11 protein-coding genes and 1 pseudogene are annotated in these 14,826 nt (G+C 59.4%); 10 read left to right on the plus strand and 2 right to left on the minus strand.

The window, feature by feature from the left end; translation table 11 throughout:
• The 9 genes and pseudogenes from KI811_RS18015 to KI811_RS18055 all read left to right on the plus strand — a co-directional run.
• Positions 1–390: pseudogene (locus KI811_RS18015) on the plus strand (cytochrome C); the annotation flags it as partial.
• A 29-nt stretch (positions 391–419) separates the two neighbouring features.
• Positions 420–2,201: a cytochrome c3 family protein gene (locus KI811_RS18020; RefSeq protein ID WP_214187857.1), complete on the plus strand. Its 1,782-nt coding sequence runs from the start codon at positions 420–422 to the stop codon at positions 2,199–2,201.
• A 111-nt stretch (positions 2,202–2,312) separates the two neighbouring features.
• Complete coding sequence (locus KI811_RS18025; RefSeq protein ID WP_214187858.1) at positions 2,313–2,768, plus strand: hypothetical protein; 456 nt, start codon at positions 2,313–2,315, stop codon at positions 2,766–2,768.
• Between the two features lie 62 nt (positions 2,769–2,830).
• Positions 2,831–3,169, plus strand: a complete 339-nt coding sequence (locus KI811_RS18030) for a YajD family HNH nuclease (protein ID WP_214187859.1) — start codon at positions 2,831–2,833, stop codon at positions 3,167–3,169.
• 105 nt (positions 3,170–3,274) lie between these two features.
• Positions 3,275–5,977 (plus strand): type I restriction endonuclease subunit R, encoded by a 2,703-nt coding sequence (locus KI811_RS18035; protein ID WP_214187860.1) that lies wholly within the window; start codon positions 3,275–3,277, stop codon positions 5,975–5,977.
• Positions 5,978–5,985: 8 nt separating this feature from the next.
• Positions 5,986–7,428: a class I SAM-dependent DNA methyltransferase gene (locus KI811_RS18040; RefSeq protein WP_214187861.1), complete on the plus strand. Its 1,443-nt coding sequence runs from the start codon at positions 5,986–5,988 to the stop codon at positions 7,426–7,428.
• A 122-nt stretch (positions 7,429–7,550) separates the two neighbouring features.
• On the plus strand, positions 7,551–9,179 hold the full coding sequence (locus KI811_RS18045; RefSeq protein ID WP_281415287.1) for a restriction endonuclease subunit S: 1,629 nt from the start codon (positions 7,551–7,553) through the stop codon (positions 9,177–9,179).
• A 64-nt stretch (positions 9,180–9,243) separates the two neighbouring features.
• Positions 9,244–10,377, plus strand: a complete 1,134-nt coding sequence (locus KI811_RS18050) for a helix-turn-helix domain-containing protein (RefSeq protein WP_214187863.1) — start codon at positions 9,244–9,246, stop codon at positions 10,375–10,377.
• Positions 10,364–10,930, plus strand: a complete 567-nt coding sequence (locus KI811_RS18055) for a hypothetical protein (RefSeq protein ID WP_214187864.1) — start codon at positions 10,364–10,366, stop codon at positions 10,928–10,930. Before KI811_RS18050 ends, KI811_RS18055 begins: the two co-directional genes overlap by 14 nt.
• Positions 10,931–11,059: 129 nt before the next feature.
• On the opposite strand, the gene KI811_RS18060 is transcribed toward KI811_RS18055, so the two are convergent.
• A complete protein-coding gene (locus KI811_RS18060; RefSeq protein WP_214187865.1) occupies positions 11,060–11,950 on the minus strand; it encodes a phosphoribosylaminoimidazolesuccinocarboxamide synthase in 891 nt (296 codons plus the stop codon).
• A gap of 41 nt (positions 11,951–11,991) precedes the next feature.
• The gene (locus tag KI811_RS18065; protein ID WP_214187866.1) at positions 11,992–13,578 is read right to left on the minus strand and encodes a SurA N-terminal domain-containing protein; all 1,587 of its coding nucleotides are present in this window, start codon (positions 13,576–13,578) and stop codon (positions 11,992–11,994) included.
• A 200-nt stretch (positions 13,579–13,778) separates the two neighbouring features.
• Here KI811_RS18065 and KI811_RS18070 point away from each other — a divergent pair, with 200 nt between their 5' ends.
• The gene (locus KI811_RS18070) at positions 13,779–14,822 is read left to right on the plus strand and encodes a rod shape-determining protein (protein ID WP_214187867.1); all 1,044 of its coding nucleotides are present in this window, start codon (positions 13,779–13,781) and stop codon (positions 14,820–14,822) included.
• Positions 14,823–14,826: the final 4 nt, after the last annotated feature.

Genomic DNA, 14,826 nt, shown 5'->3' on the forward strand with positions numbered 1-14,826 from the left:
CGCGACTATGTACCCAAGAGCCACCGGACGGATTTCATCAACATCCATCCGATCAAGGCCCTGGACAATCCCCAGAGCTGCAACCGCTGCCACGAGCCCTCCTACTGCAACCAGTGCCACAGCCGGTTCCCCAAAGGGTCGTTGCGGATCAAGTCGCACCTGAGAAGCGGAACCACCCAGAGCTACATCTGGAACAGCGAGCATGCCACCGAGGCCCGCAGGAACCTCCAGTCATGCCAGACCTGCCATCCCGATGGTGACGTCTGCCTTTCCTGCCATGCCACCAGCGGCAAGGGAGGTTCCGGCATCAACCCTCACCCCAGAAACTTCAAGGGTGGCAACATTATTGATCGAAGCGACCGGTCATGCCGGAAGTGCCACACGCTCTAGTCTCACACCACAACAAGGAGGTACGCCACATGAAGTTGTCTAAAAGTTTGACTCTGTTGCTGGGAACAGCGGCGATGTTTGCCCTGTACGGATGCGGCAGCAGCAATCGCGAAAGCGCCATCGATCAGCAGAGTGCTTCCTTCCAGGCGTCGGCTGGCTGTATCAGCTGTCACTCGACGAAGGTTAGCCCGGTCACCGGTGCCCTGATAGTCGATGAGTGGAAGGCATCCAAGCACAACACCGGAAACGGTGCATCGTGCGGCGACTGCCATAAGCCTCAAGGCCACCCGAACGGCAGCGTCACCAAGAATCCTTCGAATGCCGTCTGCGAAGAGTGCCATACCGCAGCCACTATGCGCACGGGTGTCGCTCACTTCGGTGATCCGGCAGATCCGACCAAGGCATTCTATGTCTCGTCACTGGATCGGACCGGCGGAGTGGCCCAAGGGAACATGACCTTCCCGGGCGGCAACGGCTGCCAAACCTGTCACAATCCCCATGACACGACCACCCTCATGACGATCAACCAACAGTGGGCTGGTTCTGCTCATGCCGCCACTGCAGACTTGCCGTTTACGGAAGATCCCTGGCGGAAACAGAGCAGCGGCAATTGCGGACGTTGCCACACGGGCTCCGGGTTCCGGTACTATGTGACCAACGCCCAGGCGGTTCTGCCTAAAGCGACGTTCGGCCAGTACACCAACGCCCGCGAGGTTGTCGGCTGCAGCGCCTGCCACACCGACTACAGCTGGAAGCGGATTTCTTCTGACCCGAGCATCACGAGCTTCATCAACTTCTCGACTCCCTACAAGAGAAGCGCTGGCATCGGCAAGAACTTCCCCTCCAACGTCGGCGACACCAAACTGTGCGTCCCCTGCCATGCCGGCCGCACCGGCGGCGGTGATGTCTGGGCCGTCGCGACCCTTTCCAATGCCAGTGTCCCGTCAGCACACTACCTCCCGGCAGCAGGCCTCATGTACATGAAGCAGGGTTTCATCGACTTCGTCCCGGGCAACACGGTCATCGGTACTTCGACCTACGCCAAGACACTGCTCTCGGCAGACGATCTCTCCGGCGGCGTAACGAGCACCCACCGCAAACTGGGCACTACTGCCATCAACGGCGATAGCCACAACCCGGCCTTCTTCGTTTCCGGTAACCTCGACTCAAACGGCCCCTGCGTTGTCTGCCACATGAAGGGGGGACACTCGCTGAAAATCAACGCCTCGGCGTTCGATCAAGTGTGCGTCAAGTGCCATGATTCTGAAGGTGGCGTGGCGCTGACCAATGCCAACTTCGGTACCATTTTCCTTGAGCCGCAGAAGGAAGTCTTCGAAAACGCCCTTAAGCTGGCTGCAGCCCTCTTTGAGAGCAAGTACAACATCCGGGTCGTTTTCGATGCAACTTCAGGCAGTGCTGGTTTCTACGACCTGACCCTTGATGCGACTGGCGCAACTGCCTGCAAAGACTGGACGCGCGGCGGTACACTGACCGCCACGGAAGCCCGCTATCTGCTCGGGGCGGCATTCAACGTGAAACTTCTGTCCAATGACCCGGCCGCCTATGCCCACGCCCGTACCTACACCCGGCGCCTGATCTATGACACGATCGACTTCCTCGACAACAAGGTCAATGACCTTTCTGTCGGCACCACTGCCCTTGCAACGCAACCGGCAGTTTATGCCAAGGGTGCTACTGCGTACACTGACGGTACCCTGACGACGCTGGCCACTGGCACCACGGAAAGCATGGTCTACCTGATCAGGTGGAGTCGGACGACCGGTGCTTGGGATGCCCCAGAGCGTCCATAGCCTGCGGCGTTAGATTGTAAATGCCATAAAAGCCCCCGCTTCGTCGGGGGCTTTTTTTATGCTAAGATTGATTTTGCCTTTGACAGAGCAAATACACCACGGAGGACTTTCATGAAAAAAATCGCACTGTACCTGCTCGCACTGACGTTCACCTGCACCGCAGCTCTGGCCGCCGGCGGTCTCGACGGCTTCCTCAGCAACCTCAACGTGCAGGCCCGTGCTGACCTGAGCGGCTTTGCCGGCAGGCTCAGCGCCCAGTTCGGCGTGCCCGGCGTCCAGGTGAGCGCGACGCTGGGCACGGTGAGGGAACCGGCCGATGCCTTCATGATCTACCAGTTGGGCCAGATGACCCATCAGCCGTACCAAAGGGTGCTCCAGACCTATCAGGCCAATCGGGGGAAGGGGTGGGGGGTGATCGCAAAAAGCCTTGGCATCAAGCCCGGTTCGGCTGAGTTCCATGCCCTCAAGAGGGGGGATTTCGCCCTCACCGGGAGGCCGGGCAGAACCTGGGAGCAACGGGATGACTACGGCAAAGGGAAGGGAAGAGGGAAGGGGCACAACAAATAGAGAAAGACGGGGGATCGCCCCGCTTCGTTTTGAAAAAGCCCATTTGCCAGGAAGTGAAAACCATGGGACAGACGTTCAGGCCGCGCCGGCCGGGAAAACCGGCCGAAAAGAGCCAGGCAGAGCTCGACGAGATGGTACGGCGGATGAGGGGGGAGCAAAGCGCCCCTGGCAGTTACCGGGAGCAGTCGCTGAAAATACACGGCTGGATCTGCGCCAAGTGCGGCCGGGAGTTCGATATTGCCAGCCTCCATCTCCTCACGGTGCATCACCGGGATGGGAACCACCTCAATAATCCCCCCGACGGGAGCAACTGGGAGAACCTCTGCGTCTGGTGCCACGACGACGAGCACAGCCGCGGGGTGTTGGGGGATTACCTGAACGACGGGGACGGGAAGAAGTGACCGGGAGAAGGCCATTGCCGTTCATTGCCTTACCCCCCGTTCTGTGCTAAGAATCCAGAAGTTTTTTTGTGATGCAATGAGTGCTTATGGGGAGGGAGGAGGTCGATGCCGGGCAGAAAAACAGCTTCACCAGCCAACTCTGAATGGCTCACCCGCCGCACCTTGATTGACCCCCAACTGGCTGCGGCCGGCTGGAAGATTGTCCCCTTTGACTCCGGCAAACCCCTTTCGGAGCTTGATTGCTCCGCCATCGTCGAATATCCCACCGATAACGGCCCTGCCGACTACGCCCTCTGCGTCGGCGGCCGGATTCTCGGCATCGTCGAAGCCAAGAAGCTCTCCCTCGGTCCCCGGAACGTCCTGACCCAGGCGGAACGGTACTCCCGGGGCGCATCGTCAAACCCTCTGCGTTTCGGCTCCTATCGCGTACCCTTCCTCTACTCCACCAACGGCGAAGCCATCTGGCACCACGACATCCGTCACGAGTTCAACCGCTCGCGCCCCGTCGCCGCCTTTCACTCTCCGGCGGCACTGCAGGAAAAACTCCAGAGCGACTTCGGGGCCGTGTGCCGGGCGCTCCAGGCCCTTCCCAACAGCCACGGGCGGTTGCGGGACTACCAGATCGAGTGCAATGGAGAAATAGAGAAGGCTATAGAACAGCGGAAACGCCACATGCTGGTGGCCATGGCGACCGGCACCGGCAAGACCTTCACCATGGTCAACGAGGTCTACCGCCTGATGAAGTCCGGCGTTGCCCGGCGCATTCTCTTCCTGGTGGACCGCCGTGCCTTGGCGGCCCAGGCGGTGCGCTCATTCGCCTCCTTCGAGCCGGAGCCGGGGCTCAAGTTCGACAAAATCTATGAGGTCTACAGCCAGCGCTTTCAGGCTGAGGATTTCGACGAGAACGAGAAGTTCGACCCCAAGGTGCTCCCCAACAGCTACCTGACCGACCCCAGGCCGGGCACCACCTTCCTCTATGTCAGCACCATCCAGCGGATGACCATCAATCTCTTCGGCAAAGCGGCAGCCTTCGGCGACGAGGAAGGAGACGGCGAGGACGACGCCATCCAGCTTCTCATTCCCATCCATGCCTTCGATGTCATCATCGCCGACGAGTGCCACCGGGGGTATACTGCCAGCGAGCTGGCAATCTGGCGGGCAACGCTGGACCATTTTGATGCCATCAAGATCGGTCTGACCGCCACCCCGGCAGCCCACACCACCACCTACTTCCGCGATGTGGTGTTCCGGTATGAATACGAGCGGGCGGTGCGCGAGGGGCACCTGGTGGACTACGATCTGGTCGCCGTCAGGTCCGACGTGCGGATGAACGGCACGTTTCTGAAAGAGGGGGAACTGGTCGGGCGGGTCGACACCGAAACTGGCTCGGAACAGATGGACTACCTGGAGGACGAGCGGAACTACGATGCAGCCGCCGTGGAGCGGGACGTGACGGTTCCCGACTCCAACCGGAAGATCCTCCAGGAGATCAAAAAGTACGCCGAGGCGCACGAACAGCGCCACGGCCGCTTTCCCAAGACTCTCATCTTCGCCGCCAACGACCTCCCCCACACCTCCCACGCCGACCAACTGGTGGCGATGGTGTGCGACGTCTTTGGCCAGGGCGAGTCCTTTGCCCGCAAGATCACCGGCCGGGTCGACCGCCCCCTGCAGCGGATCCGGGAGTTCCGCAACCGCCCCCAACCCTCCGTTGCCGTGACCGTCGACCTCCTCTCCACCGGGGTCGACATCCCCGACCTGGAGTTCATCATCTTCCTCCGTCCGGTCAAGTCCCGTATTCTCTTCGAGCAGATGTTGGGGCGCGGCACCCGGAAGGGTGAGCGGTGGAAGGACAAGTCCCACTTCACGGTCTTTGACTGCTTTGACGGGACGCTCCTTGCCTATTTTCGCAATGCCACCGCCATCACCGCCGAGAAACCCGCCCCCAGGAGCCGGACCATCGCCGAGATCATCGAGGATATCTGGCAGAACCGGGACCGGGAGCACAATATCCGCTGCCTGGTCAAGCGGCTCCAGCGCATCGCCAAGGAGATGTCCGGCACGGCCCGGGAGCAGTTCAGTGCCTTCATCCCCGACGGGGACATGGAGCGGTACGCCGGGGGGCTCCCCGAGGCCCTCCGCAAGGACTTCACCGGTGCAATGAACCTGCTGCGGAACAAGGAATTCCAGGACCTGCTGGTCAACTACCACCGGCCGGAGCGGACGTTCCTCAAGGGGTACGAAGCCGCGGACCAGGTGTCCAGCGTCTGGATGGTACGGGATGTGGATGGCAACGACTACAAGCCGGATGACTACCTGACCGCCTTCAGTCGCTACATCACCGAGCACGAAAGCGACATCGAGGCGGTAAGTATCCTTCTCAACCGGCCGGCCGGTTGGAGCATGGAGGCCCTGACCGAACTGCGCCGCAAGCTCGTGGCCGCGCCGCTGCGCTTCAGCGAGGAGATGCTCCAGAAGGCCCATGAGCTCACCTACCACAAGGCGATGGTCGACATCATCTCCATGGTCAAGCATGCAGCCCGGGAGGATGAAGAGCTCTACACCGCCCAGGAGCGGGTGCAGCGGGCCATGATGCGGATCAGCGGCAGCCAGGCGTTTACGCCGGAGCAGATGGAGTGGCTGGACCGCATCCGCATCCATCTGGTACAAAACCTTTCCATCAGCCGGGATGATTTCGACGACATCCCGGTCTTTTCCCACGTGGGCGGCTGGGGGCGGGCCAACAAAGCCTTTGCCGGCCAGCTTCCTGAACTTCTCAAGAAAATAAATGAGGCAATTGCGGCATGAGTGATGTTGTGAACAAACTGTGGGGGTTCTGCCATACCCTGCGCCATGACGGCATAGATTACGGCGATTACATCGAGCAACTGACGTACCTGCTCTTCCTCAAGATGGCCGACGAGCGGGACATCGATCTCAAGCACATCTCGTGGAACAACGAGAAGGGGGAAAAGGTCACCACCGACTGCAGTTGGCCGGCCCTGGAGGCCAAGGCGGGGACGGCCCTGCTGGACCACTTCAGCGACGTGCTCCGGGCGCTCTCCCGTCAGAGCGGTCTTTTGGGCGACATCTTCGCCCAATCCACCTCCCGCTTCAGCAACCCGGTCAACCTCAAGCGGATCGTGGCCCTCATCGACGATGAGGAGTGGACCTCCATGGACGTGGACGTGAAGGGGGCTGCCTTCGAGGGACTCCTGGAAAAGGCGGCCAGCGAGGGGAAGAAGGGGGCGGGGCAGTACTTCACCCCGCGGGTCCTCATCCAGTCCATTGTCCGGGTCATGCGCCCCGATCCCCGCGGCAAGGCCGGGTTCAGGATCTGCGACCCTGCCTGCGGCACCGGCGGCTTCCTGGTCTGCGCCTATGAATGGCTGGTGCAGGTGAGCAAGGGGGTGTTCGACCGGACCGACGCCAAGCGCATCCGCACTGCCACCTACTACGGACAAGACCTGGTTCCCCGGCCCCGCCGCCTTGCCCTCATGAACCTCTACCTGCACGGCGTCGAGCCCCACATCCACCTGGGTGACACCATCTACGAACCGCCTCGCGGGGAGGATTACGACGTGGTGCTCACCAATCCTCCTTTCGGCACCAAGGGAGCTAACCAGGCCCCGGAGCGGGAAGACTTCACCATCGAGACCAGCAACAAGCAGCTCAACTTCGTCCAGCATGTGGTGAACACCCTCAAGCCCGGCGGCCGGGCTGCCATGGTTCTTCCCGACAACTGCCTCTTCGAGGGGAAGGCCGGAGAGGTCTTCGAGATTCTCATGCAGGACTGCAACCTGCACACGGTCCTGCGCCTTCCCCGGGGCAGCTTCACCCCCTACAGCCAGGGGGTAAAGGCCAACGTCATCTTCTTCCAGAAGGGGTTCCCCACGGAGACGGTCTGGATCTTCGACGCCCGCTCCAACGTCCCCGGCATCACAAAGAAGGACCGTCCCCTCACCGACCGGCACTTCGCCGAGTTCGAAGCCTGCTACGGCACCGATCCCAACGGCCGCTCCCCCCGCGTTGACCTGGGGGAGACGGGGCGTTTCCGCTCCTTTTCCATCGAGGATATCAGGGGCCGGGACTATAAGCTGGATATTCCCTGGCTGAAGGATGAGTCCCTGGAGAGCGGCGACGAGCTTCCCGAGCCCCAGGACCTGGCCGCTGAGGCGATCACCGAGCTGGAGACGGTGGTGCATGACCTGCGGGAGATTGTGCGGCTGATTGAGCGGGAAGAGGGGGTGGAGGTTTGAGGGGGAACAAGCGCAGCCCCTCACCCGGCGCTTCGCGCCACCCTCTCTCGGAGGGCGAGGGTACTATACTTACACTTACACCCCTCTCCCTGGGGGAGAGGGGAAGGGGTGAGGGGGGAGGGTTGCCGGCGGGGTGGGAGATGCCTTTGCTTGGCGATATCGTCAAAATTACACAAGGCAATTCCAAGCTTACCAAGAAAATGTTTGAGTCAGGCGGAAAGTATACAGCCTTCAGCGGAAGTGGCCCTGATGGCCTGATGGAAAGCTTCGAGCACGAAGGCAGAGCTATCATATTGAGCTCCGTCGGTGCTCGATGTGGAAAATGTTTCAAAGCTAATGGCAAATGGACGGCAATAGCAAATACTGCTATCATCCGTCCTTTTATTGATTCAGAACAGCTTTTCAACTATTTGTTCTATCTATTGAACAACGAGGATTTTTGGCCGAAAGGTGGCACTGCTCAGCCTTTCGTACAAACAGGTCTTGCTCAACGCGAAGCTAGTATTCCTCTCCCCCCCCTCAACGAACAACGTCGCATCGTCGCCAAGCTGGAAGAACTGCTGGCCAAGGTGGATGCCAGCCAACAGCGGCTGGCAAAGATTCTGGTCATCCTCAAGCGCTTTCGCCAGGCGGTCCTTGCCGCTGCCTGCTCCGGGCGGCTGACGGCGGATTGGCGGGAGGAAAACACGGATTGTGTAGGGGCGAACCTTGTGTTCGCCCAAAAAGAAGGGCAATCACAAGGATTGCCCCTACAAAACGGGGGTGAGGGGGAGGAGTTGCCGGAAGGGTGGCAGCTCTGTAGCATCGCAGACGTTGGTAAAGTTTGCAACGGCAGTACCCCTTCAAGAAAATGCCCTCAGTATTGGGACGGTGATATCAATTGGGTAAGCTCTGGAGAAGTCAGAAATAACATTATCACTGGAACACGAGAAACCATCAGCAAGGATGGTTATGATAATTCTTCTGTCCGATTGCTCCCTTCAGGAACCGTATTGCTTGCAATGATCGGTGAAGGGAAGACCCGAGGGCAAACGGCAGTTCTTGAGATAGGAGCGACGATAAACCAGAATATTGCGGCGGTTGTTATTGACTCCGAAATCATTGCCTCAAAGTACCTCTGGTACTGGTTTCAATGCCAGTACGAGACTACAAGGCAAAGCGGTAGTGGTTCTGGACCTCAGGCATTGAATTGCCAACGTGTCAGGGAGCTTCCTTTAAACCTCCCCCCTCTCCCCGAACAACACGAAATCGTCCGCCGCGTCGAAGCCCTCTTCACCCTGGCCGATCAGCTCGAAGGCCGCTACCAGAAGGCCAAGGCCCACGTGGACAGGCTTACCCAATCCATTCTCGCCAAAGCCTTCCGGGGCGAACTGGTGCCGCAGGACCCGAACGATGAACCCGCATCGGTGTTGCTGGAGCGCATCCGGGTGGAGAAATCCCCCTCACCCCTGCCCCTCTCCCGGGTGGAGAGGGGTAAAAGCATCAACCCTCGCCCTCAGGGAGAGGGTGGCGCGAAGCGTCGGGTGAGGGAGGCTTTGCTTGCTGACGAGCCCGCCGCCCCCTACGGCGCCACCATCCCCCATCGCATCTTCTCTGCCATGCAGCCGGGCCGCGACTACTCCCGCGCCGACGTCACCGCCGCCAGCGGCATTACGGATGCCGAATGGATCTGGGCAATCCGCCAGCTGAAGGAAGAAGGGAAGGTGCGGCAAACGGGCGAACGGCGGGGAGCGCGGTATCGCCGCGCATAATCACCTGATGATAATAATCGTATACCTGGTTGACAAAAGTTGACGGTCTGTATACAGTTTGTCCATGACAAACAAACTCAATGTCGAAAAGCTGTCGTCCCAGGCCGAAGTTCTGGGCCACAATCAATCCTCCCTCGCAAAAGCTCTGGGCGTCTCCCGCGAAACCGTCTCTCAATGGTTCAAGCAAGAGAAGTACCCCCGACCCGACAAGCTCCTCAAGCTGGCGCAGCTGCTCGAACTCTCCTTTTCCGAACTGGTTATCAAGCTCCCGGCACCCAATGAGCCGGTCGTTGCCTTCCGGAAAAAGGGGGCTCACAAGATCACCCCGGAGTATGTCGAGCAGGCCAGGGATATGGGGCGCATCCTGGAAACGCTCGTTCCCTATCTCCCGTTTGACGACCTCGCCCAGCCGGCAACGCTCAGGAGGCCGGTCAACGAGTATGGGTACGTGCACAAGGCGGCTCGACGGGTGCGGGAAGAGATCGGAGTGCACGAAGCGGACGAAATCCACTTTGAAAAGCTGATCGACTTTTTCGGCAGGCTCCATGCGGTGCTGATCCCGGTGCTCTGGGAGCACAAGGACAAGCACGAAAACGCCCTCCATATCCATCTCCCCGAGTCACTGACCACCTGGATCTATTTAAATCTCGATTGCAAGCTGCATGACTTCAAGTTCTGGATGTCCCATGAACTGGGGCATGTGCTTGCCCCGCAGCTTCAGGGAGACGAAGGAGAGGATTTTGCCGAGGCATTCGCCGGGGCGCTGCTGGTTCCCAAAGAACTTGCCGAAAAAGAGTATGCCCGGCTGTCACGATTGCCCGTTGTGGGAGCTCAGGTCAACCGTATCAAGGAGATTGCCGAGCGTCTTGTGATTTCGCCCGTTACGGTTTATATGGAAATCAACAAGTTTGCTGAATGGAGCAATCAGCCTGCTTTAGCGTTTGACATTCACGGGGCAAACGCCAACTTCAACAAATCTTTCAAGCCGGTAAGCGAGATTCTGTTCGGCACTAAGGAGCCCTCTGCTTCCCGTTATGTCGCCTGTGCCAGAGAGTATTTCAATAGCCCCTTCTTCGATATACTCAGAACGTACCTGAAAACACACCGCAAGTCGGCGAGCTTCGTTCAAAGCATCCTCAATATACCTTTCCTCGACGCCCAGAACGTATATGAGGAGCTTTGCAATGCCGCAAAGTAAAATCCTCATCGATACCAACGTCTACTTCCGGTTGGCGCAGAGTATTCGGCCGCTTCTCAAGGTGGAGTTCGGGGAGCAGCGGTACTGCTTGTATGTGATTAAGGAACTGCAGGCCGAGTACAACAAAAATCCCCGCCTTCGTAACAGGTTCCCGTGGGTCAATGATCTGGAATATGCGGAAAACCGCTCCCATCGCCTTCAGGTCTCAAAGAAGGAGAAAAAGGACATCGAACAGGCGTTCGACTTCATGTTCGACCATGCCAGAACTGAATATCCGGGAGTGTCGCGGGTGGATGTCACCGTCCTTGCCCATGCCTACGTGCTCGGCGTACCAGTCGTGACCGATGATGCAGATATGTTGGCTTTGGCGAGCGACTTCGGAATCAATACGTTGAAGACGTTGGAATTGCTGAAGCTGATGCTGGGTTGTGGCCATGTTGACATGGCCAAGGTTAGGGAGATTGCGGGGTATTTGATCCATCAGAATGACCGCCCCAAAGATTTCAGGGCAGATTACAAGCGGCTATTCGGCGAAGATCCTCCTGGCAGATGATGCGGTGTCATTCAAGATCGTCATGTTGAGGGATTCCGTCATTGCTATTTGGAAAGAATACTCAGATGTCAGAAACAACAAAGCCCCGACCTTAATGGCCGGGGCTTTCGTGCATAGCAGAGGGAATGACTACTTCCCTTTCCCCGTGAGCCGCACCAGGGCCTCCATGTATTTTTCGCCGGTTTTCTTGACGATTTCGGCGGGAAGGGGCGGGGCCGGGGCGGTCTTGTTCCAGTCGAGGGTCTCCAGGTAGTCCCGCAGGAACTGCTTGTCGAAGGATGGCTGGGCGCCGCCCGGCTTGTAGCTGTCCTTGGGCCAGAAACGGGATGAGTCCGGGGTCATGCACTCGTCGATGATGATGAGCTCGCCGTTGTAGATGCCGTACTCGAACTTGGTGTCGGCAATGATGATCCCCTTTGCGTCGGCGATATCCCGGGCCCGCTTGTAGATAGCGATCGTGACGTCGCGCACCTTTTCGGCCTGTTCCTTTCCAACCAGTTCGACCATTTTATCGAAGGAGATGTTCTCGTCATGGGTGCCCAGTTCTGCCTTGGTGGAGGGAGTGAAGATCGGCTCCTCCAGCTTGTCCGACTCCACGAGCCCCGCCGGGAGCTTGATGCCGCAGATGGAACCGGTGGCCTTGTAGTCCTTCCAACCGGAGCCGGAGATGTAGCCCCGCACGATGCACTCCGCGGGGAGAGGCTTTGCCTTCTTGACCAGCATGGAGCGCCCTTCCAGGTCGGCGGCGTACTTCTGGCACTCTGCCGGGAAGTCCTTTACCTCGGTGGAGATGATGTGGTTCGGGATGATGTCCTCCATCTGGCGGAACCAGAAGGCGGAGATCTGGGTGAGGACGTACCCCTTGTCCGGGATCCCCTCGTTCATGATGACGTCGAAGGCGGAAATCCGGTCGGTGGTGACGATCAGCAATGCTTCGCCCAGGTCATAGATGTCGCGGACCTTGCCGCGGGCCACAAGCTTCAGATCGGGGAAGTCGGTCTTGAGAACCAGGTTTGCCATGGCTCAGTCTCCTTTTTTCGTAAATCGTGTGATGGTGCCCGCTACTGATCCTTGAGGGCAGGGTTGATCTCAATCTTCGCCTTCGCGCGCAGTTCCTTGAGCCACTTCTGCAGTTCCTCCTCCTGCTTTTTCGGGAGGAGTTCCTGCTTGATCTTTTCCTTCTCGGCCGGGAAGGCGGCAGCGTTCAGCTCGGTGCGCTCCTTGAGCCTGAAGGCGACCCAGCGGTTGCCGATCTTGACGGGAGCCTGGGGGGCGGGGGCCTTGTCGGTCAGGGCAAAGGCCGCTTCCATAAGTTCGGGTGATACTCCCACCGCGGGAACGTTCCCTTTGGCGTCAAAGGCAAAGTTTCCGGTCTCCTGCAGCTTTAGGCCGGTCGTGTCACCCTTGGCGAGCTTCGCCTGGGCTTCGTCGGCCTTCTTCTTGGCCAGTTCCACCGCCCGGACAGCCTTGGCCCTTTCTTCGACCTTCGCGCGAATCTGGGCCAGGGGCGGCACGTCGGATGGTTTACGCTCCTTGATCTTCAGGATGTAGATCCCCTTGGGGGTCTCCACTGGGCCGCCCAGCTCGTTCTGCTTGAGGAGGAATGCCCGCGTGAGCACTTCTTTCTCGCCGGCCAGGGCCGGTGCAGGAGTTTTTGCGGTAAAGAGCGGGGTTTCGCTGACGGCCCCTCCCAGTTCCCGGGCCACGGCGGCCAGATCCCCTGCAGCCTTGTGCTTGTTCAGGGAGGCAGCGGCCAGCTCGTAGGCCTTCTGCCCCGCATAGAAGCGTTGGGCATCGGCCTTCACCTGCTCCTTGACCTCGGCCAGAGGGAGAATGCCTCCCTTGCCCTGGTAGCGGTCAATGTTCTTCTGGTACCAGGACTGGATGTCGGCCTCGGTAACCTCCACCTTTCCCGCCAGCTTGGCCGGGTCGGCCAGGACGTAGGAGACGCTTATCTGCTCCGGCGTCTTGAATTCATTCTGGTTCTTGGCGAGGAAGTCGGTGAGATCCTGGTCGGAGAGTTTGATCTCCCCCTTGATCTCTTCCGGCGAAAAGGAGGTGAGCTGGAGATTGAGCCGGTCGTTCTTTTTTTTGAAGAGCTGTCGCGCCGCATCGTCGGTGACCTGGGCCTTCGCCTTGATCTGGTCCTGGGCCTTTTTCACCATGAGCTCGTCCCTCTGGCCCGCCTCGAATTCCTTGGGGGCGAGCCGGTTCGCCTTGAGGACGGCGAAGTACTGGGCGGAGTCAAAGGCGCCGTTTTTCTGGAACGCGGGGATGGCGGCGATGGCCTTCTGCACCTCTTCCTCGGATACCTTTACCCCCATGTCTTTGGCGGCCTTCCGCAACAGCGCCGCATCGATGAGGGAGTCCAGGGCCTGCTTCTTCAGATTGAGCTGCTTCTCCACCTCGGGAGTGAGGGCCGGACCGTAAATCTGGGCGTAGATGTCGCGCAGACGGTAGTAGGTTCGTTGGAATTCTTCGTAACTGATTTTTGTGCGATCCACCTTGACGGCATAACTCGACGGGGTGAGTCCTCCATCACCCTTGCCCCAGACGAGAAAAATGGTGCCGATGAAGCTGAGGACGATGATGCCGAAGACCACCTTGATGACCATGGACTGCTTGTACTTTCGCATGATGCCGAGCATTCGCGAGGACTCCTTTGCGTGAGGGAAATCGGTGCCGTAACCCCTGAAACAACGGGTTCGCATAGTACTATAACCTGCCTTCCAAAAGCAACATGAATACTCCCAGCCCAGCTTTTCCCCCTTGCACGGCCAAGGGGTTTCTGCTACGATGCAACGCTTCGAAAAAGCTCACTTTCGCGCGTAATGAAAGGGATTAGCGCATGCTTAAAATATTTGACTCACTCTTCGGTCTTTTCTCGAACGATCTGGCCATTGACCTCGGAACAGCCAACACCCTCGTCTACCTGAAGGGGAAGGGCATCGTGGTCCGCGAGCCGTCGGTGGTTGCCGTGCAGAAGACGAACAGCGGCCAGCAGAAGGTTCTCGCCGTCGGCATGGAGGCCAAGAAGATGCTCGGCCGGACGCCGGGAAGCATCACTGCCATCCGCCCCATGAAGGACGGGGTCATCGCCGACTTCGACATCACCGAAGAGATGCTCCGCTACTTCATCCACAAGGTCCACAACCGCAAGACCCTGGTCCGGCCCCGGATCGTCATCTGCGTCCCTTCGGGGATCACCCAGGTGGAGAAGCGGGCCGTCAAGGAGTCGGCCGAGTCTGCCGGCGCCCGGGAGGTCTACCTCATCGAGGAGCCCATGGCTGCCGCCATCGGGGCGGGGCTGCCAATCACCGAGGCCTCCGGCAACATGATCGTCGACATTGGCGGCGGCACCACCGAGGTGGCGGTCATCTCCCTGGCCGGCATCGTCTACACGAAGAGCGTCCGGGTGGGTGGCGACAAGATGGACGAGGCCATCGTCCAGTACATCAAGCGCAAGTACAACCTCCTCATCGGCGACCGGACCGCCGAACTTATCAAGATCGAGATTGGCGAGGCTTACTCCATCGGCGACGTGCGTCCCATGGAGGTGAAGGGGCGCGATCTGGTTTCCGGCATCCCGAAGACGGTGGAGATCAATTCCGACGAGATCCGCGACGCCCTCTCCGAACCGGTCAATGCCATCGTGGATGCGGTGAAGATCTGTCTCGAGCGGACCCCGCCCGAGCTTGCCGCCGATATCGTTGACAAGGGGATCGTGCTGGCCGGCGGCGGGGCGCTGCTCCGCAATCTGGATGCGCTGCTCCGCGAAGAGACGGGGCTGCCGGTCGTGACCGCCGAGGATCCCCTCTCCTGTGTTGTTCTCGGTTCCGGCAAGGTCCTCGACGAACTCAACCTCCTTCGCCGGGTCGCTGTCTCGTCCTGATTCG

Source organism: Geobacter hydrogenophilus (assembly GCF_018501225.1).
In the GTDB taxonomy this organism is placed as follows: Bacteria; Desulfobacterota; Desulfuromonadia; order Geobacterales; family Geobacteraceae; genus Geobacter; species Geobacter hydrogenophilus.